A 24,516-nucleotide genomic window follows, 5' to 3' on the forward strand; every position below is an offset into this window, starting at 1 on the left:
GTGAGCGCTGAGCAGCTGCTGGTGGACCCGGTCGAGGCCGCGCACCGACTGCTGGGCGCGACCATCACCGCACGCGGGGTCAGCGGGACCATCGTCGAGGTCGAGGCGTACGGGGGAGTGCCGGACGGTCCGTGGCCGGACGCGGCGGCGCATTCCTACCGCGGTCTAAGTGGGCGCAACGGTGTCATGTTCGGGCCACCCGGGCGCCTGTACACCTACCGCAGCCACGGCATTCACGTCTGCGCCAATGTTGCCTGCGGACCGGACGGCACCGCCGCGGCCGTCCTGCTGCGGGCCTGCGCCATCGACAACGGATTGGAGGTCGCCCGCGCCCGGCGCGGCGAGTTGGTGCGTACCGCTGCGCTCGCACGCGGCCCCGGCAACCTATGCTCCGCGCTGGGGATCACCATGGACGACAACGGAATCGACTTGTTTGATCCGGATAGCCCGGTGCAGATCAGATTGAACGACCCGCTGCCGGCGGTTGCCGGTCCGCGGGTCGGGGTCAGCCAGGCCGCCGACCGGCCGTGGCGATTGTGGGTTGCCGACCGGCCGGAAGTGTCGGCCTACCGGCGCAGCCCGCGTGCGCCCGTGCTGGGTGCCAGCGACTGAGGGACGGATCAAACGTCGACGGTGTCGGCGCCGGCGGTGGCGCGATAGGCGGGATCGAGACGCCGTACGACGAAGAGGAACGTCAGTGCAATGAGCGGAGCGAGCAGGCCGTAAATGGCGGCGGGGGTGGCCATCTCAGCGCTGTTCAGTAGTTGGGGGCTCAGGGCTATGCCGATCGCCACCACGGCGTTGTGCAGTCCGATCTCCAGGCTGATGGCGATGGACTGACGCGGAGCGAGGCGCATCCAGCGCGGGGCCAGATAACCGACCGTCAGGCTGACCGCACAGAACAACACCACTGCCGCGCTGAGCACACCGAAATGCTCCCCGACGGTCGTCTGACCGCGAGCCAGACCCGCGCCTACGGCAACCACCAGCAGCAGCGCCGCGATGACCTTGACCGGGGTTTGCGCCCGCCGAGCCAGGTCGGGAAAGCGATGGCGTATCGCAACGCCGATCGCGGTCGGTATCAGCACCAGCGCAAAGACGCTGAAGAACTTGTCGAACTGCAGTGGGATCAGCCGGGACTGGTCCAGGAACCAGTGCATGGAGAACGCCAGGATCGCCGGGATGGCGAAGATGGACAGGACGGCATTGATGGCGGTCAACGTCAGATTGAGCGCCAGGTCGCCGTTGGCCAGGTGGCTGAGGACGTTGGCCAGCATGCCGCCCGGGGTGGCCGCCATGAGCATCAGCCCTACGGCCAGCTCCGGCGGCAGATGCAAAGCCTCGGCGATCAGCAGGCATAGCGACGGAAGCAGCAGCGCCTGACAGATCAACGCGACCAGGAGTGGGCGCCGCAAAGTGGCGGCTCGCCGGAAGTCGGCGACCGTCAGCGTCAGCCCCAGGGCGAGCATCACCGCGACGACGACCAGCGGGAAAAAGCGGTTGTCCATAACGGTTCGAGAGTTTATGGGCGCCGACCTGTGCCCGCGCCGCGATGAGCCGGGGCGCTGGACTAAACGCCCGGTTCCCACCCGCAATTCGGCTCGAATCTCGCTGAGCGAATGGCCAGGTCCACGGCCACCTACGCGCCTGACTAGCCGCCTGACCCGAGCCGTCCGCAACCATCCTGGAAGACTCTCTGCCATGGGTAGGGAGTCTTCAGGGATCCTCGACGAGCTGGAATGGCGCGGATTGATCGCGCAATCCACCGACCTCGATGCTCTGGCCGCCGAGACGCAGCGCGGCCCGATCACCGTCTATGCCGGTTTCGACCCGACCGCGGCCAGCCTGCACGCGGGGCATCTGGTCCCGCTGCTCGCCTTGCGGCGTTTCCAGCGCGCTGGACACCGCCCCATCGTGTTGGCGGGCGGTGCCACCGGGATGATCGGCGACCCACGCGAGGTAGGCGAGCGCACCCTGAACGAAGCCGACGTCGTCGCCGAATGGACCGAGCGGATCCGCGGGCAGCTGGAGCGGTTCGTCGACTTCGACGACACGGGTAAGTCCGGGACAGGCGCGATCGTCGAGAACAACCTCGAGTGGACCGCCGCCATGTCGGCCATCGAATTCCTGCGCGACATCGGCAAGCACTTTTCGGTCAACGTGATGCTGGATCGCGACACCATCAAGCGGCGTCTCGAAGGCGAGGGCATCTCCTACACCGAGTTCAGCTACATGCTGTTGCAGGCCAACGACTACGTCGAGTTGCACCGTCGGCACAACTGCACGCTGCAAATCGGCGGTTCGGACCAGTGGGGCAACATCATCGCCGGGGTGCGGTTGGTGCGTCAAAAGCACGGCGCGGCAGTGCATGCGCTCACCGTCCCGTTGGTGACCGCGGCCGACGGCACCAAGTTCGGCAAGTCGACCGGCGGCGGCAACCTGTGGCTGGATCCGGAGCTGACCAGCCCGTACGCCTGGTATCAGTACTTCATCAATACCGCCGACGCGGACGTGATCCGGTACCTGCGCTGGTTCACCTTTCTTTCGGCCGATGAACTCGCCGAGTTGGAGCAGGCGACGGCGGAGCGTCCCCAACAGCGCGCCGCGCAACGCCGCCTCGCCACCGAGCTCACCGTCTTGGTGCACGGCGAGGCCGCCGCACAAGCGGTTGAGCACGCCAGCCGGGCGCTGTTCGGCCAAGGTGACTTGGACCGCCTCGATGAGGCGACTTTGGCTGCGGCACTGCGCGAAACGACGGTCGCCGAAATCCAGCCCGGTGGCCCGGACGGGATCGTCGACCTGTTGGTCGCTACCGGACTGTCAGCCAGCAAGGGCGCGGCGCGACGTACCATCGCCGAAGGTGGCGTGTCGGTCAACAACATTCGCGTCGACAGTGACGAATGGACCCCGCAGCCAACGGATTTCCTACACGGCCGCTGGCTGGTGCTACGCCGCGGCAAGCGGAATATCGCCGGGGTGGAAAAGCAGTAGGCAAGCGCGACGGGCGTTAGAGGGCAAACATTTACCTCACTGTGCCGCGAATGTGACTCTTGTTCGCCACTGTTGTCACGATGACCACCGTGCCGTCAGATCGCAAGACACGGACCACTCGAGCCCGGCAGGCCTCGATGCTTCTCGCGTTGACCGCCAGCGTGTTTGGCACCGCGGGCAGCTGTGCGGCACCGATTCAGGCCGACATCATGGGCAACGCATTCCTCGCGGCTTTGAACAATGCCGGCATCTCCTACGGTCAACCGGTCAGCACGACGGCCCTCGGTAGCTCGGTGTGCCCGATGGCGATGCAGCCGAACGGATCCTTCGATGCGATCGCTGACAATTTGTCGGCCGGCAGCGGTATGTCGCCGCAGACGGCAAGGTCGTTCACCATCGTCGCCATCGCGACGTACTGCCCAGCGCTGCTGACACCGCTGCTGCCCGACCGGCTGCAGGCTTAGCCAGGCCTAGCCCCCACCCACGCGTCGACAGGGATACCCGTAACCTCATCTAAGTGGTCGACGACAGGCATAGTCGCGGGGGCGAGCGACCGCGGCGGCCGGCGTCAGGAGGGTCGGCGCGCGGCGGTCGGAACAATGGTTCTTGGTCCGGTCCGGGCCGGGCGCGTCCCGCTCAGCCCAGGGGCGGCCCGGACGACGGCAAGCGTCCCCTCGAGCCGGGCCCGCCAATCCCAGACGGCATCGAGGCAAAGCAGCTGTCGCCGGAGATCCGGCGCGAACTGAGCACCTTGGACCGTGCCACGGCCGACGCCGTGGCGCGGCATTTGGTTGCCGCGGGTCACTTGCTCGACGAAGACCCCCAAACCGCTCTCAGTCACGCGCGTGCGGCCCGGGCGCGATCGAGCCGGATCGCCGCCATTCGCGAAGCCGTCGGAATCGCCGCCTACCACTGCGGCGACTGGTCCCAGGCGCTGGCCGAACTGCGGGCCGCCCGCAGGATGGGCAGCAAATCCTCGTTGCTCGCGCTCATTGCCGACTGCGAACGCGGCCTCGGCCGGCCCGAGCGTGCGATCGAACTGGCCCGGGGCGCCGAAGCTGCCGAACTCAGCGGCGACGACGCCGACGAGTTGCGCATCGTGGCCGCCGGTGCACGCGCCGACCTCGGACAGCTGGAGCAGGCACTGACGGTGCTGTCGACACCGCAGCTCGACCCCGCCCGTACCGGTTCGACCGCGGCACGGCTGTTCTACGCCTACGCCGAAACACTGCTCGCCCTGGGCCGCGACGACGAGGCGCTGCAGTGGTTCCTGCGATCCGCCGCTGCCGACACCGAAGGCGTGACCGACGCCGAAGACCGCGTCGGAGAGCTCGGCTGAATGGGAACCATTGCGCAGCAATATGATTGCTTGCTGATCGATCTGGACGGAACGGTGTTCCGCGGGCGTCGGCCCACCGATGGCGCGGTCGAAGTGCTCGACGAGGTACAAAGCCGCAAGCTGTTCGTCACCAACAACGCCTCCCGTAGCGCCGACGAAGTCGCCGACCATCTGCGCGAGCTCGGCTTCGCCGTAACCGCCGACGACGTGGTCACCAGCGCCCAGAGCGCCGCCCGCCTGCTCGCCGATCGGGTGCCACCGGGTTCGAAAGTGTTGATCGTCGGCACCGACGCGCTGGCCGGCGAGATCAGCGCGGTCGGGCTGCAGCCGGTACGCAAGTACGACGACGACCCCGTTGCCGTCGTTCAGGGTCTGTCGATGACGCTGGGTTGGCCGGATCTCGCGGAAGCGGCGTTGGCCATTCGGGCCGGTGCGCTGTGGGTGGCGGCCAACGTGGACCCGACCCTGCCCACCGAGCGAGGTTTGTTGCCCGGCAACGGATCTCTGGTCGCCGCGCTGCGCGCCGCCACGGGCGCCGAGCCAGAAGTAGCCGGCAAGCCCGCGCCGCAACTCATGAACGACGCGGTGGGCCGCGGTGACTTCAGAGCGCCGCTGGTGGTCGGCGACCGCCTGGACACCGACATCGAGGGCGCCAACAACGCGGGATTGCCGAGTCTGATGGTGCTGAGCGGGGTGAATACCGCGCGCGACGCCGTCTACGCCGAACCGATTCGGCGGCCCACCTACATCGCTCACGATCTGCGCTGCCTGCGTAAGGACGGCGACCTCCTCAAGGTGGGTCCGCAGCCGGGCTGGCGGGTAGAGGTCGACTCCGGAGCGGTGCGGGTGCGCGCGGACGGAGAGCGGCCTGGCGATGACCTGTCGGTGGTGCGTGCGGTTGCCAGCGCGGTATGGGGCGCGCAGCTGGACGGCGAGTCATTCACCGTCGAGGCAGGCGACGCGCAGGCCCGCGAAGTCCTGCAACGCTGGTCGCTGCTGCATGACACGTAGTCGGTGACTACCGTATGAATCCAATGACTATCGATCCTGATCAGATTCGCGCCGAAATCGAGGCGTTGGTTGCCCAGTTGCCGGAGGTGGCGGACGCCCCGAACGGCCCCTCGCTTGCCGAGCTCGAAGACATCGCACGACGCCTCTCCGAGGCGCACGACGTGTTGCTGCAAGCCCTGGAATCCGCGGAGAAAGGCTGAGTGCCTGCATGGCACGGCGTGCCCGCGTCGACGCCGAGCTGGTTCGGCGGGGACTGGCGCGATCCCGTCAGCAGGCCGCGGAGTTGATCGGCGCCGGCAAGGTCCGCATCGACGGTCTGCCGGCGGTCAAGCCCGCGACCGCGGTGGACGTCACCGCGGCCCTGACCGTCATCACCGACGGGGAACGCAGCTGGGTCTCGCGGGGAGCGCACAAGCTCATCGGAGCGCTGGATGCCTTCGCGGTCCCGGTGGCCGGTCGGCGGTGCCTGGATGCGGGCGCCTCCACCGGAGGATTCACCGAGGTGCTGCTCGACCGTGGCGCGGCCCAGGTGGTCGCCGCCGACGTCGGGTACGGCCAACTGGCGTGGTCGCTGCGCAACGATCCGCGCGTCGTGGTGGTCGAGCGGACCAACGCGCGAGACCTGGTACCGGAGGCCATCGGCGGACCGGTCGATCTGGTGGTGGCCGACCTGTCCTTCATCTCGTTGGCCACCGTGTTGCCCGCGCTGGTTGGCTGCGCTTTGCCGGACGCCGATATCGTTCCCATGGTGAAACCGCAGTTTGAAGTCGGTAAAGGCCAGGTCGGCCCGGGTGGGGTGGTCCACGACCCGGCGCTGCGCGCTGACGCGGTGCTCGCGGTGGCCCATCGCGCGACAGATCTGGGCTGGCACACTGTCGGGGTGACGGCGAGCCCGTTGCCCGGCCCGTCGGGCAACGTCGAATACTTCCTGTGGTTGCGCGCCCAGACCGATCGTGGCCTCGCTGGCGATGATCTGACGGAGGCCGTCGCGCGGGCTGTCCGGGAGGGGCCGCAGTGACCGCAGAGCGGAACGTCCTTCTGGTGGTGCACACCGGGCGAGACGAGGCGACCGAGACGGCGCGCCGGGTGGAGAAAGTGCTGAGCGACAACGGCATTGGCTTGCGTGCGCTATCCGCCGAAGCGGTCGACCGGGGACCGCTGCAGCTGAACCCGGAGGACATGCGGGTGCTGGGCGTCAACATCGAGGTTGTCGCCGAGCCACACGCCGCCGAAGGTTGTGAACTGGTCATGGTTCTCGGTGGCGACGGGACCTTCCTGCGGGCCGCAGAGCTGGCACGCAACGCCGACATCCCCGTGTTGGGGGTCAACCTGGGCCGCATCGGGTTCCTCGCCGAAGCCGAGGCCGAACACATCGACGCGGTGCTCGAGCATGTCGTCGCGCGTGATTACCGGGTGGAAGACCGGCTGACTCTGGACGTGGCGGTTTGTCAGCAGGGCGCCGTCATCCAACGGGGATGGGCACTGAACGAAGCGAGCCTGGAGAAGGGTCCGCGACTGGGTGTGCTGGGGGTCGTGATCGAGATCGACGGTCGGCCCGTGTCGACCTTCGGCTGCGATGGGGTGCTGGTGTCCACGCCGACCGGATCCACCGCGTACGCGTTCTCGGCGGGCGGTCCGGTGCTGTGGCCCGATCTTGAGGCAATCCTGGTGGTACCCAACAACGCTCACGCACTCTTCGGCCGACCGATGGTGACCAGCCCGGATGCGTGCATAGCCATCGAGATCGAGGCGGAGGGACACGACGCCCTGCTGTTCTGCGACGGGCGCCGCGAAATGCTGGTGCCGGCCGGCAGCCGGGTCGAGATCACTCGTTCCGCCACACCGGTGAAATGGGCCAGGCTGGACAGCGCGCCGTTCACCGACCGCCTGGTGCGAAAATTCCGGTTGCCCGTGACAGGTTGGCGTGGGAAGTAACCGTTGCTTACCGAGATTCGCATCGAGTCGCTGGGTGCCATCAGCGTCGCGACCGCCGAGTTCGGCCGCGGCCTGACCGTACTGACCGGCGAGACCGGTACCGGCAAGACCATGGTGGTGACCAGCCTGCATCTGCTCGGCGGAGCCCGTGCCGACGCCACCCGCGTGCGATCCGGCGCCGAGCGCGCTGTCGTCGAAGGCCGTTTCACCACCACGGATCTCGACGATGCAACGGCCGCACAACTGGACGCCATCCTGGATTCGTCGGGAGCCGAGCGTGACGAGGACGGCAGCGTGATCGCGCTGCGTTCGGTCAGCCGCGACGGACCGTCTCGCGCCTACCTCGGCGGGCGCAGTGTGCCCGCCAAGTCGCTGAGCGGCTTCACCAACGAACTGCTCACCCTGCACGGCCAGAACGACCAGCTGCGACTGATGCGGCCCGACGAGCAGCGCGGCGCGCTGGACCGGTTCGCGGGTGCCGCGCCCGCCCTGGAGCGGTACCGCAAGCTGCGCGACGAGTGGCTGTCGGCGCGGCGCGACCTCACCGACCGCCGCAACCGCGCCCGGGAACTCGCTCAAGAAGCGGATCGGTTGAAATTCGCGCTGAACGAGATCGACACCGTCGACCCCCAACCGGGCGAGGACGACGCGCTGGTCAACGACATCGTTCGGCTCTCGGAACTGGACGCGTTGCGCGAAGCCGCGCTCGGGGCACGGGCGGCGTTGAGCGGCAGCACCGACGACGGGGAGGGATTCGGGGCCGCCGACTGGCTGGGACGGGCCCGGACCGCGCTGGAATCCACGGACGACACCACCCTGCAGGCATTGGCCGCACAGATCGGCGAGGCACTCACCATGGTCGTCGACGCCGCCGCCGAACTGGGCGACTATCTGGACGGATTGCCGGCCGATGCCAGCTCGCTGGACGCCAAACTGGCTCGCCAGGCTGAGCTGCGCACGCTGACCCGCAAGTACGCCGCCGACATCGACGGGGTGTTGCGCTGGGCGGAAGAAGCACGCGCGAAGCTGGCGCAGCTCGACGTCTCCGAGGAGGGATTGGCGGCCCTCGAACGCCGCGCCGACGAACTTGCCGGCAAGGTGGCCCAGGCCGCGGTCGATCTGAGCAAGATCCGGCGCAAGGCCGCCAAGCGGTTGGCCAAAGAGGTGACCGCGGAGCTCGCCGGACTGGCCATGGCCGACGCCGAGTTCACCATCGGCGTCACCGCAGACACCGCGGACCAGGACGATCCCGCCGCCCTTCGGCTGCCCACTGGTGAGCTGGTCCGCGCCGGCGGCGACGGCATCGACCAGGTCGAGTTCGGTTTCGCAGCGCACCGCGGGATGACGGTGTTGCCGCTGGCCAAGAGCGCCTCGGGCGGCGAGCTGTCCCGGGTGATGCTGGCGTTGGAGGTGGTCCTCGCCACCTCCGGGTTGGTGGCCAGCGGCACCACCATGGTGTTCGACGAGGTGGACGCCGGCGTCGGCGGGTGGGCCGCCGTGCAGATCGGGCGGCGGCTGGCGCGGCTGGCCCGCACCCACCAGGTCATCGTCGTCACGCACTTGCCCCAGGTAGCCGCCTACGCCGATGTCCACTTGATGGTGCACAGCACGGGTCGCAACGGTGCCAGCGGCGTCCGGCGCCTGACCGATGACGACCGGGTGGCGGAGTTGGCCCGCATGCTGGCCGGCCTCGGTGAGTCCGACAGCGGCCGCGCCCACGCCCGCGAACTTCTCGACGCCGCCCAGCGCGACGAGATCTGAATTTCCTGTCCGGCGAGCGTGCGTGTCTGTACACGGCACGCCGCCGAACCCCGTACAACCGCGCACGCTCGCCGTGGGGCAATTGTTACGAAAGTGACGCTATGCAACTAATGGTGCAGATGTTACGGCGCGCCTCCACGATCCGCGCGCGCTTCGCGGACAGAATCCCCCCATGAAGATGTCAGGGCTGCTCACTCGCAATACGGCACGGCCGGGACTGGTCGGCACCGCCCGGGTCGACAAGAACATCGACCGACTCCTGCGCCGGGTATGTCCCGGCGACATCGTCGTGCTCGACATTCTGGACCTGGACCGGATCACCGCGGACGCCCTGGTGGAAGCCGACATTGCCGCCGTCGTCAACGCGTCGCCGTCGGTGTCGGGCCGCTACCCCAACCTCGGTCCGGAGGTCCTGGTCAACAACGGCGTCACGCTGATCGACGAGACCGGCCCCGAAATCTTCAAGAAGGTCAAGGACGGGGCGAAGATCCGCCTGTACGAGGGCGGTGTGTACTCCGGCGATCGCCGGCTGATCCGCGGCATCGAACGCACCGACCACGACATCGCCGACCTGATGCGCGAGGCCAAGAGCGGACTGGCCGCCCACCTGGAGGCCTTCGCCGGCAACACAATCGAGTTCATCCGCAGCGAAAGCCCTCTGCTGATCGACGGGATCGGCATCCCCGACATCGATGTGGACATGCGCCGTCGGCACGTGGTGATCGTCTCCGAAGAGCCCACTGCCGCCGAGGATCTCAAGGCGCTCAAGCCGTTCATCAAGGAATACCAACCGGTGTTGGTCGGCGTGGGTGTCGGCGCGGACGTGTTGCGCAAGGCCGGTTACCGACCCCAGTTGATCGTCGGAGACCCAGACCAGATCAGCACCGAGGTGCTCAAGTGCGGTGCGCAGGTGGTGTTGCCCGCCGACGCCGACGGCCACGCGCCCGGCCTGGAACGCATCCAGGACCTGGGCGTGGGGGCGATGACCTTCCCAGCCGCCGGATCGGCGACCGATCTGGCGCTGCTGTTGGCCGACCACCACGGCGCGGCGCTTCTCGTCACCGCCGGTCACACCGCCAACATCGAGACGTTCTTCGACCGGACCAAGACGCAGAGCAACCCGTCGACCTTCCTCACCAGACTGCGGGTGGGGGAGAAGTTGGTGGACGCCAAGGCCGTGGCGACCCTGTACCGCAACCACATCTCGGCCGGTGCGATCGCGCTGCTGGCGCTGACCATGCTGATCGCCATCATCGTCGTGCTGTGGGTGTCTCGCACCGACTCGGTGGTCCTGCACTGGATCATTGACTACTGGAACCGCTTCACTCTCTGGGTGCAGCACCTGGTTTCGTAGCCCCGCTAAGAACGGTGATTTCATGATCTCGCTACGCCACCACGTCATCTCGTTGGCAGCCGTCTTCTTGGCGCTGACCATCGGAGTCGTTCTCGGTTCCGGCTTCTTCTCGGACACCGTGCTTTCCACCCTGCGTAACGAGAAACGTGACCTGGCAAGCCAGATCAGCGGACTCACCGACCAGAAGAACCAGCTGAACGAAAAGCTGAGCGCGGCAAACACTTTCGATACCCAAGTGGTGGGTCGGACGGTGCACGACGCATTGGCCGGCAAGACGGTGGTCATCTTCCGAACCCCCGATGCCAAAGATGACGACGTCGCGGCCGTGTCGAAGATCGTGGGACAGGCCGGCGGCGCGGTCACCGGGACGGTGTCCCTGACCCAGGAGTTCGTCGAAGCCAACTCGGGGGAGAAGCTGCGGTCGGTGGTGAACTCGTCCATCTTGCCCGCCGGTAGCCAATTGAGCACCAAGCTTGTCGACCAGGGCTCACAGGCCGGCGACCTGCTGGGCATCGCCTTGCTGGTCAACACCAAGCCGGATGCGCCGCCCGTCCCGGCGGTCGACGCCACCCAGCGCGACACGGTGCTGGCTGCGCTGCGGGAAACCGGGTTCATCACCTATCAGCCCGGCGATCACATGGACTCGGCCAACGCCGCGATCGTCGTGACCGGCGGGGCGCTGCCGGCTGACGCGGGAAACCAGGGGGTCAGCGTGGCACGATTCGCCGCCGCGCTCGCGCCGCACGGCTCCGGCACGGTGCTCGCCGGCCGGGAGGGCTCGGCGACGGGGAGTGCCGCCGTCGCCGTGGCCCGCGCCGACTCCGGTATGGCGGCCGCCATCAGCACCGTCGACGACGTCGACGCCGCGCCCGGTCGCATCACCGCGATCCTGGCCCTGCACGACCTCATCGCGGGTGGTCACACGGGTCAATACGGCACCGGACACGGAGCCACTTCGGTCACCGTTTCCCAGTAGGGCAAATTTCTGCGGCTAACCGGGCGGGGCGTGTTCCCCGCGCGGGAAGGCTGCGGATGTTAGGGTGGGTTTCCGTGGGTCGGCAGGCCCAGCAACGGCCCAAAGACGTACCGCCCTGCCCGTCTTCACGGAGGTCGCCCTTTTGCGTAAGCATTCGCAAGCCGTCACCAAGCACCTCTTCGTCAGCGGGGGCGTCGCTTCGTCGCTGGGTAAGGGCTTGACCGCCAGCAGCCTGGGCCAGCTACTCACCGCACGTGGGTTGCATGTGACGATGCAGAAGCTCGATCCGTACCTCAACGTCGACCCGGGCACCATGAACCCGTTCCAGCACGGCGAGGTATTCGTCACCGAGGATGGCGCCGAAACCGATCTCGATGTCGGCCACTACGAGCGGTTTTTGGATCGCGACCTCTCCGGCTCGGCGAACGTGACGACCGGCCAAATTTATTCGACGGTGATCGCCAAGGAGCGCCGCGGCGAATACCTCGGCGACACCGTTCAGGTGATCCCACACATCACCGATGAGATAAAGCGGCGCATCAGGGCGATGGCCGAACCGGACGCCAACGGCGTGCGCCCCGACGTGGTGATCACCGAAATTGGCGGCACTGTGGGCGATATCGAATCGCAGCCGTTCCTCGAGGCGGCGCGCCAAGTCCGCCACGACCTCGGTCGCGAGAATGTCTTCTTCCTGCACGTGTCATTGGTGCCCTATTTGGCGCCGTCGGGAGAACTCAAGACCAAGCCGACGCAGCACTCGGTGGCCGCGTTGCGCAGCATCGGTATCACCCCCGACGCGCTGGTCCTGCGTTCGGACCGCAATGTTCCCGAAGCGCTCAAAAACAAGATCGCGCTGATGTGTGACGTCGACATCGACGGTGTCATCTCCACTCCGGACGCCCCCTCGATCTACGACATCCCCAAGGTGCTGCATCGTGAGGAACTTGACGCGTTTGTGGTGCGGCGGCTCAACCTGCCGTTCCGAGACGTTGATTGGACCGAATGGGACGATCTGCTGCGCAGGGTTCACGAACCGCACGATACGGTGCGAATTGCCTTGGTGGGCAAGTATATTGAGCTATCCGACGCCTACCTGTCGGTAGGTGAGGCGTTGCGCCACGGGGGATTCAAGCACCGCGCCAAAGTCGAAATCCTCTGGGTCGCCTCCGATGACTGCCAGACGCCCGCTGGGGCCGCCTCCGCACTCGAAGACGTGCACGGGGTATTGGTTCCGGGCGGATTCGGCATTCGGGGAATCGAGGGCAAGATCGGCGCCATCCGGCACGCGCGTGCGCGCGGGCTGCCGGTGCTCGGATTGTGTCTTGGCCTGCAGTGCATTGTCATCGAGGCCGCCCGCTCGGTGGGTCTCACCGAGGCCAACTCGGCTGAGTTCGAACCGGACACGCCGGATCCGGTGATCTCCACGATGGCCGATCAAGAGCAGATTGTCGCCGGGGAAGCCGATCTCGGCGGCACCATGCGCCTGGGCGCCTACCCGGCGGTGCTGGAACCGGATTCGATTGTGGCCCAGGCATATCAAGCAACGCAGGTGTCCGAGCGTCATCGACACCGCTACGAGGTCAACAACGCCTACCGGGACAAGATCGCCGAAAGCGGGCTGCGGTTTTCCGGCACCTCGCCCGACGGGCATCTGGTCGAGTTCGTCGAATATCCGCCAGAACAGCACCCGTTCGTCGTCGGAACCCAGGCCCATCCGGAACTGAAGAGCCGACCGACGCGCCCGCATCCGCTGTTCGTGGCCTTTGTCGGTGCGGCCATTGACTACAAAGAGGCGGAGTTGCTGCCCGTCGAGATCCCCGAGCAGCACGCGTCCAACGGCAACGAGCAAAGGGATAACTTGCGAAAGGGTGTGGGCGAGGGTGTGGCGCCGCCGCTTCCTGAACCCGCTACTCGTGGCTGACCACGTCTTCGAAACCGTATCGTCCGAAACCCTCTATCAGGGAGCGATTTTCGCGCTGCGCCGGGACCAGGTGCGGATGCCGGGCGGCACCATCGCGGCACGCGAAGTGGTAGAGCACTACGGTGCGGTGGCCATCGTGGCGCTGGACGAAGACAACAGGATCCCGTTGATCTACCAGTACCGGCACACCTGTGGCCACCGACTGTGGGAACTGCCCGCCGGTCTGCTCGACGTCAGCGGAGAGCATCCACACGTGACGGCACAGCGCGAACTTCAGGAGGAGGTCGGCCTCAAGGCCGGCACCTGGCAGGTACTCGTCGACCTCAACACCGCGCCCGGATTCAGCGATGAGTCCGTGCGGGTCTACCTGGCGACCGGCCTCGATGAGGTGGACCGCCCCGAGGCGCACCACGAAGAGGCGGACATGACGATGCGCTGGTATCCCGTCGCTGAGGCGGCGGGGTTGGTGCTGACCGGCGAAATCGTCAATTCCATTGCCGTTGCCGGGATTTTGGCCGCGCACGCGGTGCTCAGCGGTTTCGCGCAACCGCGCCCGCTGGATACCCCGTGGCCGGACCGGCCGAGATCGTTCGCCGCCCGGAAGGCCGCTCAATGACGGCGGCTCTGACGCTGGAATCCCAACTGCAGGGCTATCTCGACCACCTGACCATCGAGCGGGGCGTGGCCGCGAACACGCTCAGCTCCTACCGGCGCGACCTGCGGCGGTATCTCAAACACCTGGCGGATCGGGGAATCAGCGATCTGAGCAAGGTCGCGGAGGACGACGTCAGCGAATTCCTGCTGGCGCTACGGCGTGGCGACCCCGAATCGGGAACGCCTGCGCTGTCTGCGGTTTCGGCGGCGCGAGCACTTATTGCGGTGCGAGGGCTGCATCGGTTCGCCGCCGCCGAAGGTTTGGCCGACGTTGACGTGGCGCGTGCCGTGCGGCCGCCAACCCCGGGCCGGCGGCTGCCCAAAAGCCTGACGGTCGACGAGGTGTTGGCCTTGTTGGAGGCGGCCGGGGGAGACAACGCGGCCGACGGGCCGCTGACGCTGCGCAACCGGGCGTTGCTGGAACTGTTGTACTCCACCGGAGCGCGCATCTCCGAGGCCGTCGGCCTCGACGTCGACGACATCGACACCCAGGCTCGGTCGGTGTTGTTGCGTGGCAAGGGCGGCAAGCAGCGGCTGGTGCCCATCGGGCGACCGGCCGTCGCGGCATTGGACGCCTACCTGGTGCGCGGCCGGCCCGATCTGGCGCGCCGCGGCCGGGGCACACCGGCCATCTTTCTGAATTCGCGCGGTGGCCGGTTGTCGCGGCAGAGCGCGTGGCAGGTGCTCCAGGATGCCGCCGAACGTGCGGGTATCAGCGCGGGTGTGTCGCCGCACATGTTGCGGCATTCGTTCGCCACACATCTATTGGAGGGCGGTGCGGACGTCCGGGTGGTTCAGGAGCTGCTGGGCCACGCCTCGGTGACCACGACGCAGATCTACACCCTGGTCACCGTGCACGCACTGCGTGAAGTGTGGGCCGGCGCGCATCCGCGCGCCCACTAGCCCAAGTAATCGGACTCCAGCACCAGGTCGGCCATCATGGTCTGGTACTCCACGTGGGTCTTGTGTTCCACCGTGTTCCACAACTTGCCCTGCTGTTCGCGCATGTAGGCGCGGTACTTGGGCGCGCCGGGAATTCGGACGTTGTCGGCGACCACGATCGAGCCCGGGTGTAGCCAACCGCGATCCACGATGCTCTGCAGATCGGGCAGGTACGCGTTCTTGTCGTGGTCGAGGAACACGAAATCGAGTGCGCCACCAGTGAATCCGTGTTCGTCGGCCAGTGTGTCGAGGGTGCGCCCACCGTCGCCGATGGTGCCGACGACGCACGTCACCCGGTCGGCCACCCCGGCATGGGCCCAGATCTGCCGGGCATTGACTGCGTTGGCCTCGGCCAGCTCGACCGAAAACACCTTCGCCTTCGGCGCCGCCCGGGCGATCCGCAGCGCGCCGTAGCCCACGTAGGTGCCGAGCTCGAGGACGAGTGCCGGATCGGCGCGGCGCACCGCGGCGTCGAGGATGAGGCCCTTCTCGTCGCCGACGTTCATCAGCATCGACTTGTCGTAGGCGTACTTGTCGATGGTTGCCAGCACGTGGCCGACGTCGCCGCGTTTGGCGTTCCTGAGCACGTAGTCGACCGCGGCCGCTTCGCGCCCATCGCCGATCTGGCCGGTCGTGGTGACGTTGCGGACTCCGGTGGCCATTCGCCACACCGACCACCGCAGGAGAGGTATACGCCGCTTGAGGTCCATGAAAACCCACGATAGACACCTCATGCCGCCCTCACCGACACGATTTGCCGTTCGGGAGGCGATACGGCACTGTTGAAACCAGGTGTGCCGGGAAGATCTGGTCGGCAGCTCGGCCCGAACGGGGCCGGGTTTTCAGTTGCTACGACTGCTACGACCGGAGGCGCGCACCTTGATTCGTCGAATCGCAAATGAGCTCTTATCCGGCGTTGCGGTCGCAATTGTGGCGCTGCCGTTGGCCATTGCGTTCGGAATCACCGCGACGGGAACGTCCGAAGGTGCGCTCATCGGCCTGTACGGCGCCATCTTCGCCGGGTTCTTCGCGGCGGTCTTCGGCGGCACGCCCGGGCAGGTGACCGGCCCCACCGGGCCGATCACCGTCGTCGCAACGGCGACCATCGCCACCCACGGGCTGGAGGCAGCCTTCGTCGCGTTCATCTTGGCCGGCGGGTTTCAGATTCTGTTCGGGGTCTGCCGCATCGGTTCGCTCATCCGGTACATACCGCACCCGGTGATCTCGGGATTCATGGGCGGCATTGCGCTCATCATCATGGGAAGCCAGCTGGGGCAGGTACGCAGCAGCTTCCTGTTAGTCCTGGTGACACTTGTTCTTCTGGTGCTGTCGGGCCGGCTGATCAAAGTGATTCCGCCGAGCTTGCTGGTACTTCTCCTCGTCACCGCGGTGCTGCCGCTGGTCCAGCATTGGTTGCAAGACATCCGCATCGGGCCGGTCTGGATCAACCGGACGGTCGAGTACATCGGGAAGATCCCCGAAGCCATGCCGGCCTTGCATGTCCCGAATCTCAGCGGATCGATCATCGTGCAGGTTCTGCTGTCCGCGTTCGCGATCGGTCTGCTCGGATCGATCGACTCGCTGTTGACGTCGGTCGTCATGGACAACATCACGGGCACCCGGCACCGCAGCAACAAAGAACTGATCGGCCAAGGCATCGGAAACATCGCCGCCGGTCTGTTCGGCGGGTTGGCCAGCGCCGGCGCGACCGTGCGCTCGGTGGTCAACGTCCGAAACGGTGGCCGGACCGCGCTCTCGGCGGCAACTCACAGCGTGGTGCTGCTCATTTTGGTCGCCGGGCTGGGCGCTGCGGTCGCGTACATCCCGCTGGCCGTGCTGGCCGGGATCCTGATCCTCACTGCGATCGGCATGTTCGACTGGGAGGCCATGCGGAAAATCCACGTGTCGCCCAAGGGGGACGTCGCGGTGCTCTTCACGACGATGGCCATCACGGTCCTCGTCGACCTCACCGTCGCGGTGGCGACCGGCATAGTGATGTCGCTGATCATCCACGGGGTGCGATGCCGACAGCGCAAAGCCACCATCACCCAAGACAGCGACGGCGTGTTCCGAATCGATGGTCCGCTGTCCTTCCTGTCTGCCGATGGCGTATTCAGCAGCCTGCGCGAGAAGGGGCACGACATAGCGCTGAACTTGGACGGCGTCACCTACTTGGACACCTCCGGTGCTCGCGCCCTGCTGTACTTCCTCGACCACGCCGAGATGGATGGCTTCGAAGTCACCATCGTCGAGATTCCGCCACACCTGGAGAACCAGCTGCTGGCACTTGCACGCGGTGAGCAACGCGAGAAGCTGACGGCCATGATCCGGCCGGGGCAAGCAACGCCAACGAGCTGAGACTTACGCGCGGGCTGCTTTGCCCGCGGGTCGTCCGGCGCTGGCGCACCCAGCCGTTAGACTTTCCTGCGATGTTCATCCTGACGCTCGTCACCACGCGCCGCGACCGGGCATGACCGATCAACCCGCCAGCGGCGTCGAGCTCGGTCTCACGGGCCGGCCGCCACGGGCGATCCCCGACCCTGCACCCCGAACGACGCACGGCCCGGCCAAGGTCGTCGCGATGTGCAACCAGAAGGGCGGCGTCGGCAAGACCACGTCGACCATCAACCTGGGCGCCGCACTTGCCGAACAGGGGCGTCGGGTCTTGCTGGTGGATCTCGACCCGCAGGGCGCCCTGTCCGCGGGCCTGGGAGTGCCGCACTACGAGTTGGAAAAGACCGTGCACAACCTGCTGGTCGACCCACGGGTATCCATCGACGACGTGTTGCTGCACACCCGCGTGAAGAACCTGGACCTGGTGCCCAGCAACATCGATCTGTCCGCCGCGGAGATCCAGCTGGTCAACGAGGTCGGTCGGGAACAGACGGTGGCCCGGGCCATCTACCCGGTGCTGGACCGCTACGACTACGTGCTGATCGACTGTCAGCCCTCGCTCGGCCTGCTCACCGTCAATGGGCTGGCCTGCGCCGACGGTGTGGTCATCCCCACCGAATGCGAGTTCTTCTCGCTGCGCGGACTGGCGCTGCTCACCGATACCGTCGACAAGGTGCACGACCGGCTCAACCCGCGACTGCGGATCAGCGGCATCCTGATCACCCGCTACGACCCGCGGACCGTCAACTCCCGTGAGGTCATGGCCCGGGTCGTGGAGCGGTTCGGTGACCTAGTGTTCGACACCGTGATCACCCGCACGGTCCGCTTTCCCGAGACCAGCGTCGCCGGCGAGCCCATCACCACCTGGGCCCCCAAGTCGAGCGGTGCCATCGCTTATCGCGCGCTGGCTCGCGAGTTCATCCACCGATTCGGCGTGTGAACGGCGTCCCGATTAGCCCGGAGAAAGATCAGGCGGCATCCGAGAGCGGCTTCCAGGTCCGGCTGAGCAACTTCGAGGGGCCGTTCGACCTGCTGCTGCAGCTGATCTTCGCGCACCGCCTCGACGTGACCGAAGTGGCGCTGCACCAGGTCACCGACGACTTCATCGCCTACACCAAGTCGATCGGTGCCCAGTTGGAGCTGGAGGAGACGACGGCGTTCTTGGTGGTCGCAGCGACGCTGCTCGACCTGAAAGCCGCTCGGTTGCTGCCGGCGGCGCAGGTCGAGGACGAGGAAGACCTGGCGCTGCTCGAGGTTCGGGACCTGCTCTTTGCGCGGTTGCTGCAATACCGGGCGTTCAAACACGTCGCGGAGATGTTCGCCGAGTTGGAGGCGAACGCGATGCGCAGCTACCCGCGTGCGGTGTCGTTGGAAGACCGATTCGCCGATTTGCTGCCCGAGGTGATGCTGGGTGTCGATGTCGAGCGGTTCGCGCAGATCGCCGCGGTGGCGTTCACGCCGCGTCCGGTGCCGACGGTGGGTCTCGGGCACCTGCACGAGCAGGTGGTCTCGGTTCCCGAGCAGGCAAAACGCATTTTGGAGATCCTCGAGGCACGTGGCACTGGCCAGTGGGCGACGTTTTCCGAGCTCGTCGCGGACTGCGCGGCGCCCGTGGAGATCGTCGGCCGGTTCCTGGCGCTGCTCGAGCTGTATCGGTCGCGGGCGGTAGCATTCGACCAGTCAGAGCCCCTTGGCGTGCTCCAGGTTTCGTGGACGGGGGAACGACCTAGTCACGAGGCCTTGGTAGAAGTGCGAGACAATTGATGACCGACCAGTCGCCCGTTCATGAGCTGGGCAGTGCCCTTCCGGACATTGCTGAGCCGGCCGAGCTCGATCCCGACGAGCTGGGCCGGGTGCTGGAGGCACTCCTGCTGGTGGTGGACACCCCGGTGTCCGCCGAAGCGCTGGCCACCGCCACCGAGCAGCCGGTCTACCGGATCGAGGCCAAATTGCGGCTGATGGCCGAGGAACTCACCGAACGTGACAGCGGGATCGACCTGCGCCAGACCGGTGAGGGCTGGCGGCTCTATACCCGCGCGCGGTTCGCCCCGTACGTCGAGAAGCTGTTGCTGGACGGCACGCGGACCAAGCTGACCCGGGCCGCCCTGGAGACCCTGGCGGTGGTGGCCTACCGCCAGCCGGTCACGCGGGCCAGGGTCAGTGCGGTGCGGGGCGTCAACGTCGACGCCGTGATGCGCACGCTGTTGGCGCGCGGCCTGATCACCGAGGTCGGCACCGACGAGGACACCGGGGCGACGACTTTCGCCACCACCGACCTGTTCCTGGAGCGGTTGGGGCTGTCGTCCTTGTCCGACCTACCCGATATCGCGCCGCTGCTTCCCGATGTCGACACGATCGACGACCTGACCGAATCCCTGGACAGCGAGCCACGTTTCCGCAAACTCGCCGGTGGCTCGACCAGCGACGAATCCCTGGCCTTCGATGTGGACCACGATTGATGATCGAGTCTGACGAAACGCGCGGCACCCGGTTGCAGAAAGTCTTGTCCCAGGCAGGAATTGCGTCGCGCCGAGCCGCGGAAAAGCTGATCATCGAGGGCCGCGTCGAGGTCGACGGCCAGGTGGTCACCGAGTTGGGAACCCGGGTGGATCCCGATGCCTCGGTGATCAAGGTCGACGGTGCGCGGGTGGTTGTCGACGACTCATTGGTCTATCTCGCGCTGAACAAGCCGCGCGGCATGCATTCGACCATGTCCGACGATCGCGGCCGACCATGTATCGGTGACTTGATCGAACGGAAAGTCCGTGGCACCAAGAAGCTGTTTCACGTCGGTCGTCTGGACGCCGATACAGAAGGCCTGATCCTGCTGACCAATGACGGGGAACTGGCGCATCGGCTGATGCACCCGTCCCATGAGATACCCAAGACGTACCTCGCGACGGTGACGGGGACCGTGCCGCGTGGCGTCGGCAAGAAACTGCGCGCGGGCATCGATTTGGACGACGGGCCCGTGCGGGTCGATGATTTCGCGGTGGTAGACGCGATTCCGGGTAAGACATTGGTGCGGGTTACGTTGCACGAGGGACGCAACCGCATAGTGCGCCGCATGCTGGCGGCGGTGGGGCATCCGGTGGAAGCGCTGGTGCGCACCGACATCGGAGCGGTTTCACTGGGTAAGCAGCGTCCGGGTAGCGTTCGTGCCTTGCGGCTGGACGAGATTGGGCAACTGTATAAGGCGGTCGGACTGTGACGGGCATGGTCGTGGCGATCGATGGCCCGGCGGGCACCGGGAAATCCTCTGTGTCAAGGGGATTGGCCCGCGGGCTGGGTGCCAGGTTCTTGGACACCGGGGCGATGTACCGGATGGTGACCTTGGCGGTGATGCGCGCAGGGGTTGACCCGGAGGATCCCGAGGCGGTCGGAGACGTCGCGTCGACGGTTGAGTTGTCGGTGGGGTATGACCCGGACGCCAGTAGTTTTTTCCTTGCGGGAGAGGATGTTTCGGCGCAGATTCGGGGTGACGAGGTAACCCGGAATGTGTCCGCGGTGTCGGCGGTACCGTCGGTGCGCACCCGGTTGGTCGACATTCAGCGCGCCATGGCCGAGGGGCCGGGCGACATCGTCGTCGAAGGTCGCGACATCGGGACGGTGGTGTTCCCCGATGCGCCGGTGAAGATCTTTCTCACCGCATCTCCCGAGACCCGCGCCCAGCGGCGCAACGCCCAGAACATCGCCGCGGGTCTGGCCGACAACTACGAGGGAGTGCTCGCCGACGTCCGCCGGCGCGATCACCTGGACTCCACCCGGGCGGTGTCACCGCTGCGGCCGGCTTCCGACGCGGTGATCGTCGACACCAGCGACATGACCGAGGCCCAGGTGATCGACCATCTAGTGGATTTGGTCAAGCAACGTACCGGGGCGATGTCATGACCCAAGACGGCACCTGGGTTGACGAAAGCGACTGGGAACTCAGCGAATCAGAGGAGTTCGAAGACGAGGCCGGACCCGCGCCGGTGGTGGCCATCGTGGGCAGGCCCAACGTAGGCAAGTCGACCTTGGTCAACCGGATCCTGGGCCGGCGCGAAGCCGTGGTGCAGGACGTTCCGGGGGTGACCCGCGACCGGGTCTCCTACGACGCGCTGTGGACCGGACGCCGCTTCGTCGTACAGGACACCGGCGGGTGGGAGCCCGACGCAAAAGGCTTGCAGCAGTTGGTGGCCGAGCAGGCCTCGGTGGCGATGCGCACGGCTGACGCGGTGATCTTGGTGGTCGACGCCACTGTCGGCGCCACCACGGCCGACGAGGCGGCCGCGCGCATCCTGCTCCGTTCGGGTAAGCCAGTCTTCTTGGCGGCCAACAAGGTTGACAGTGACAGGAGCGAGGCGGACGCGGCCGAGTTGTGGTCGCTGGGACTTGGCGAACCGCACCCGATCAGCGCGATGCATGGGCGTGGCGTGGCCGACCTACTCGACGAGGTGCTTGCCGCACTGCCCGAGGTGGGGGAGTCGGCCGCAGGCACGGGCGGTCCCCGCCGGGTGGCGCTGGTTGGCAAGCCCAATGTGGGCAAGAGTTCGTTGCTGAACAAGCTGGCCGGTGATCAGCGGTCGGTGGTGCACGACGTCGCGGGGACGACCGTCGACCCGGTGGACTCGCTCATTGAACTTGGCGGCAAGATCTGGCGGTTCGTCGACACCGCGGGCCTGCGCCGCAAGGTCGGTCAGGCCAGCGGCCACGAGTACTACGCGTCCGTGCGCACCCACGGGGCCATCGACTCCGCCGAAGTGGTGATCGTGCTGATTGATGCGTCGCAGCCGCTGACCGAGCAGGATCTGCGGGTGCTCAGCATGGTCATCGAGTCCGGTCGGGCGCTGGTGCTGGCCTACAACAAGTGGGACCTGGTCGACGAGGACCGTCGTGACCTGCTCGATCGCGAGATCGACCGCGAACTGGTGCAGGTGCGGTGGGCGCAGCGGGTCAACATCTCGGCCAAGACGGGGCGAGCCGTGCAGAAGCTCGTGCCGGCGATGGAAAGCGCGTTGGAGTCGTGGGATACCCGGATCGCGACGGGGCCTCTGAACACCTGGATCAAAGAGGTGGTGGCGGCGACGCCGCCGCCGGTGCGGGGCGGAAAACAGCCTCGGATCCTGTTCGCCACCCAGGCCACCGCCCGGCCGCCGACGTTCGTGCTGTTCACGACGGGCTTCCTAGAGGCCGGATACCGGCGGTTCCTGGAACGTCGGCTGCGCGAGACGTTCGGGTTCGAGGGCAGCCCGATCCGGATCAATGTGCGGGTGCGTGAGAAGCGGGGCGCCAAGCGCCGCTGAGCGCGCACGGGTGAGCCGGATGGGCCGTAGCTGGCGCTTGGCCCGGCTTTCGGGGCCGATCGTCGAAACCTCGGACACGCCGACGATCTGGTCCTAGGCTCTCTTCAACCGCACTGCGATGGCCTGGTTTTGTCGGATCGTCTGACCAACCAGATCTTCCGCACGCCAACCAGTTCCAGCCACAAAGGATCGGCCGATGACCTGCGTGATCGTCCAACCCGAGATGCTGACGGCTGCTGCAGCGGATGCGGCGCGGATCGGGACGGCGATCAACGAGGCGACCACCGCCGCGGCGCAGTGGACCACCGGTGTGCTGGCCCCCGCGGCCGATGAGGTCTCGGCGGCGGCCGCGACATTGGTGAGCGCGCTCGGCGTGGAATCCCAAGCGGTCTTCAACCAGGCGACGGTGTTTCACAACGAGTTCGTTCAGACATTGTCAAGCGCGACGACTGCCTATACGCAAACCGAGGCGGTCAACGCGCTCGCCGCGGTAGACGTCACGCTGGCCATCGGTGGCAGCGGCAACCCGATCCCATCACCAAGCTACGTGGAAGCCGTTGTCTCCAAATACATCACGCCGCATTACCCGAGTTTCACCGTCGCCAACGCGATATCCCTGTTCACTCCGGAGGCGTTCTATCCGGTCACCGGAATCAAAAACCTGATTCCAGACATCTCGGTGTCCGAGGGCGTCGCCATCCTGGACGCGGCGATCCAGCAGCAACTCACTGCCGGGAATAACGTTGCCGTCGTGGGCTTTTCGCAAAGCTCCATCATCGCGTCGCTGGAAATGATGAAGCTCAACCCCAGTGGGACGCCGAGCCCGCTGCCGATCGTCTTCTCGTTGCTCGGTGATCCCATGAACCCCAACGGCGGCCTGCTCTCGCGGTTCAGCGGTCTGGTGATGCCGAGCTTGGGTTTCACGTTCTACGGCGCGACCCCGTCGAACAGCTTTACGACAAACGTCTACACGATCGAGTACGACGGCTTTGCCGACTTTCCGCAGTACCCGATCAACATCCTTGCCGACCTCAACGCGCTCGCGGGCATCTACTTCGCGCATGGCACCTATGCGGACCTCACGCCCGAGCAGATCGCGACGGCCATTCCGCTGACGAACACGGTGGGTCCCACCACGAACACCTATCACATAATTCCCAACCCGAACCTGCCGCTCACGCAGGGTCTGCGCGCGATACCAGTCGTCGGGAAGCCGTTCGCGGACCTCGTCGACCCGGTCTTGAGGATCCTGGTCAACCTGGGCTACGGCAGCCCCGACCAGGGCTGGTCGACCGGGCCACCGAACGTGCACACCCCGTTCGGCTTGTTCCCGGAGGTCGATCCCATCTATGTCCTAACCCGCCTAGGGGAGGGCGCCCAGCAGGGAGTGAATGCATTCGTCGCCGACCTGCCCGAGGCTGCGGCGGGCGCGTCGCTGCCCGGGCTGCTGCAGGCGACTGCATCGCTTGCGCCGCCGCTTGCCACGGTGTCCCCGGTGTCGGTGACCAATGCCCTGACCAGCGCGATCTCCACCGGCTATTCGGTGCTGCTGCCGACTGCGGACTTCGCGACCGCGGCCCTGACGTCGATTCCGGCCTACAACGGCATGCTCTTCGCGGAAGGGATCGGCCAAGCGCTCAGCGGTGACCCGGTGGGGTTCGTCAATGCGATCGGCAAGCCGATTGCGGCGGACATCGCGCTGTTCAGCATTGCGGCCGGCTTCGAAGCCATCGTACTCGTGCAGGCGACGCAGTCGATCATCGACGACTTCCGCAGTCTGTAGGACGGGGCCTCGCAGGTTCGCAGGTCGCGTAGTGGGGCAGTAATCGGTTTACGGTAGGCTTTCGTCCTGCCGCCGGTGGTTTCGGTGGCATCGGGCTGTGGCGCAGTTTGGTAGCGCACTTGACTGGGGGTCAAGTGGTCGCAGGTTCAAATCCTGTCAGCCCGACTAGC

Annotated in this window: 24 protein-coding genes and 1 tRNA gene; 23 read left to right on the plus strand and 2 right to left on the minus strand. The window is 66.6% G+C overall.

All coding sequences use genetic code 11. The features are described 5' to 3' along the window. Positions 1 to 612 carry a DNA-3-methyladenine glycosylase gene (locus BST27_RS13290; protein WP_069417174.1) on the plus strand — a complete coding sequence of 204 codons (612 nt, stop codon included), beginning with the start codon at positions 1 to 3 and terminating at the stop codon, positions 610 to 612. A gap of 8 nt (positions 613 to 620) precedes the next feature. Here the strand turns inward: BST27_RS13290 and BST27_RS13295 are convergent, their stop codons facing one another. Then, positions 621 to 1,508 (minus strand): bile acid:sodium symporter family protein, encoded by an 888-nt coding sequence (locus tag BST27_RS13295; RefSeq protein WP_069417175.1) that lies wholly within the window; start codon positions 1,506 to 1,508, stop codon positions 621 to 623. Positions 1,509 to 1,701: 193 nt separating this feature from the next. Between BST27_RS13295 and tyrS the strand changes: the two genes are divergently transcribed. The 13 genes from tyrS (at position 1,702) to xerD (ending at position 14,845) form a co-directional block, all read left to right on the plus strand. Next, entirely contained in the window at positions 1,702 to 2,991 is a 1,290-nt protein-coding gene (tyrS, locus tag BST27_RS13300; protein ID WP_069417176.1) for a tyrosine--tRNA ligase, read from the plus strand. An 80-nt stretch (positions 2,992 to 3,071) separates the two neighbouring features. Continuing rightward, positions 3,072 to 3,455: a DUF732 domain-containing protein gene (locus BST27_RS13305; RefSeq protein WP_069417177.1), complete on the plus strand. Its 384-nt coding sequence runs from the start codon at positions 3,072 to 3,074 to the stop codon at positions 3,453 to 3,455. Between the two features lie 53 nt (positions 3,456 to 3,508). Beyond that, positions 3,509 to 4,330, plus strand: a complete 822-nt coding sequence (locus tag BST27_RS13310; protein ID WP_083148499.1) for a tetratricopeptide repeat protein — start codon at positions 3,509 to 3,511, stop codon at positions 4,328 to 4,330. Continuing rightward, positions 4,331 to 5,341, plus strand: coding sequence for an HAD-IIA family hydrolase (locus BST27_RS13315; protein ID WP_069417178.1), 1,011 nt, complete (start codon positions 4,331 to 4,333; stop codon positions 5,339 to 5,341). Between the two features lie 23 nt (positions 5,342 to 5,364). Beyond that, positions 5,365 to 5,541: a hypothetical protein gene (locus BST27_RS13320; RefSeq protein WP_139805142.1), complete on the plus strand. Its 177-nt coding sequence runs from the start codon at positions 5,365 to 5,367 to the stop codon at positions 5,539 to 5,541. 8 nt (positions 5,542 to 5,549) lie between these two features. Then, positions 5,550 to 6,359: a TlyA family RNA methyltransferase gene (locus tag BST27_RS13325; protein ID WP_069417180.1), complete on the plus strand. Its 810-nt coding sequence runs from the start codon at positions 5,550 to 5,552 to the stop codon at positions 6,357 to 6,359. Then, the gene (locus BST27_RS13330; protein WP_069417181.1) at positions 6,356 to 7,276 is read left to right on the plus strand and encodes an NAD kinase; all 921 of its coding nucleotides are present in this window, start codon (positions 6,356 to 6,358) and stop codon (positions 7,274 to 7,276) included. Before BST27_RS13325 ends, BST27_RS13330 begins: the two co-directional genes overlap by 4 nt. Positions 7,277 to 7,279: 3 nt before the next feature. Beyond that, positions 7,280 to 9,037 carry a DNA repair protein RecN gene (gene recN / locus BST27_RS13335; RefSeq protein WP_069417182.1) on the plus strand — a complete coding sequence of 586 codons (1,758 nt, stop codon included), beginning with the start codon at positions 7,280 to 7,282 and terminating at the stop codon, positions 9,035 to 9,037. A gap of 172 nt (positions 9,038 to 9,209) precedes the next feature. Next, positions 9,210 to 10,391, plus strand: a complete 1,182-nt coding sequence (gene steA, locus BST27_RS13340) for a putative cytokinetic ring protein SteA (protein ID WP_069417183.1) — start codon at positions 9,210 to 9,212, stop codon at positions 10,389 to 10,391. A 22-nt stretch (positions 10,392 to 10,413) separates the two neighbouring features. Next, the gene (locus BST27_RS13345) at positions 10,414 to 11,367 is read left to right on the plus strand and encodes a copper transporter (protein WP_069417184.1); all 954 of its coding nucleotides are present in this window, start codon (positions 10,414 to 10,416) and stop codon (positions 11,365 to 11,367) included. Between the two features lie 142 nt (positions 11,368 to 11,509). Continuing rightward, positions 11,510 to 13,288: a CTP synthase gene (gene pyrG, locus BST27_RS13350; RefSeq protein WP_069417185.1), complete on the plus strand. Its 1,779-nt coding sequence runs from the start codon at positions 11,510 to 11,512 to the stop codon at positions 13,286 to 13,288. Then, the gene (locus BST27_RS13355) at positions 13,281 to 13,904 is read left to right on the plus strand and encodes an NUDIX domain-containing protein (protein ID WP_069417243.1); all 624 of its coding nucleotides are present in this window, start codon (positions 13,281 to 13,283) and stop codon (positions 13,902 to 13,904) included. Before pyrG ends, BST27_RS13355 begins: the two co-directional genes overlap by 8 nt. After that, entirely contained in the window at positions 13,901 to 14,845 is a 945-nt protein-coding gene (gene xerD / locus BST27_RS13360; protein ID WP_069417186.1) for a site-specific tyrosine recombinase XerD, read from the plus strand. The genes BST27_RS13355 and xerD overlap by 4 nt, the downstream gene beginning before the upstream one ends. Here xerD and BST27_RS13365 read toward each other — a convergent pair. Then, the gene (locus tag BST27_RS13365) at positions 14,842 to 15,594 is read right to left on the minus strand and encodes an O-methyltransferase (RefSeq protein WP_069417187.1); all 753 of its coding nucleotides are present in this window, start codon (positions 15,592 to 15,594) and stop codon (positions 14,842 to 14,844) included. The two genes, xerD and BST27_RS13365, sit on opposite strands and share 4 nt — an antisense overlap. Before the next feature lie 169 nt (positions 15,595 to 15,763). Here BST27_RS13365 and BST27_RS13370 point away from each other — a divergent pair, with 169 nt between their 5' ends. The 9 genes from BST27_RS13370 to BST27_RS13410 all read left to right on the plus strand — a co-directional run bounded on the left by BST27_RS13370 (position 15,764) and on the right by BST27_RS13410 (position 24,511). Then, complete coding sequence (locus tag BST27_RS13370) at positions 15,764 to 17,242, plus strand: SulP family inorganic anion transporter (RefSeq protein WP_069417244.1); 1,479 nt, start codon at positions 15,764 to 15,766, stop codon at positions 17,240 to 17,242. A 112-nt stretch (positions 17,243 to 17,354) separates the two neighbouring features. After that, positions 17,355 to 18,218, plus strand: a complete 864-nt coding sequence (locus BST27_RS13375) for a ParA family protein (RefSeq protein ID WP_069417188.1) — start codon at positions 17,355 to 17,357, stop codon at positions 18,216 to 18,218. After that, on the plus strand, positions 18,215 to 19,042 hold the full coding sequence (locus BST27_RS13380; protein ID WP_170062313.1) for a segregation/condensation protein A: 828 nt from the start codon (positions 18,215 to 18,217) through the stop codon (positions 19,040 to 19,042). The genes BST27_RS13375 and BST27_RS13380 overlap by 4 nt, the downstream gene beginning before the upstream one ends. Continuing rightward, positions 19,042 to 19,737, plus strand: coding sequence for an SMC-Scp complex subunit ScpB (gene scpB, locus BST27_RS13385; RefSeq protein WP_069417189.1), 696 nt, complete (start codon positions 19,042 to 19,044; stop codon positions 19,735 to 19,737). The genes BST27_RS13380 and scpB overlap by 1 nt, the downstream gene beginning before the upstream one ends. Continuing rightward, positions 19,737 to 20,489, plus strand: a complete 753-nt coding sequence (locus BST27_RS13390; protein WP_069417190.1) for a pseudouridine synthase — start codon at positions 19,737 to 19,739, stop codon at positions 20,487 to 20,489. Before scpB ends, BST27_RS13390 begins: the two co-directional genes overlap by 1 nt. Positions 20,490 to 20,494: 5 nt before the next feature. Further along, entirely contained in the window at positions 20,495 to 21,169 is a 675-nt protein-coding gene (cmk, locus tag BST27_RS13395) for a (d)CMP kinase (protein WP_069417246.1), read from the plus strand. Further along, positions 21,166 to 22,563 (plus strand): ribosome biogenesis GTPase Der, encoded by a 1,398-nt coding sequence (gene der, locus BST27_RS13400; protein WP_069417191.1) that lies wholly within the window; start codon positions 21,166 to 21,168, stop codon positions 22,561 to 22,563. Before cmk ends, der begins: the two co-directional genes overlap by 4 nt. 196 nt (positions 22,564 to 22,759) lie before the next feature. Then, positions 22,760 to 24,346, plus strand: a complete 1,587-nt coding sequence (locus BST27_RS13405; RefSeq protein WP_069417192.1) for a PE family protein — start codon at positions 22,760 to 22,762, stop codon at positions 24,344 to 24,346. Positions 24,347 to 24,437: 91 nt separating this feature from the next. Then, positions 24,438 to 24,511, plus strand: a tRNA-Pro gene (locus BST27_RS13410). Positions 24,512 to 24,516 lie beyond the last annotated feature (5 nt).

The organism is Mycobacterium intermedium (assembly GCF_002086275.1).
GTDB lineage: Bacteria > Actinomycetota > Actinomycetes > Mycobacteriales > Mycobacteriaceae > Mycobacterium > Mycobacterium intermedium.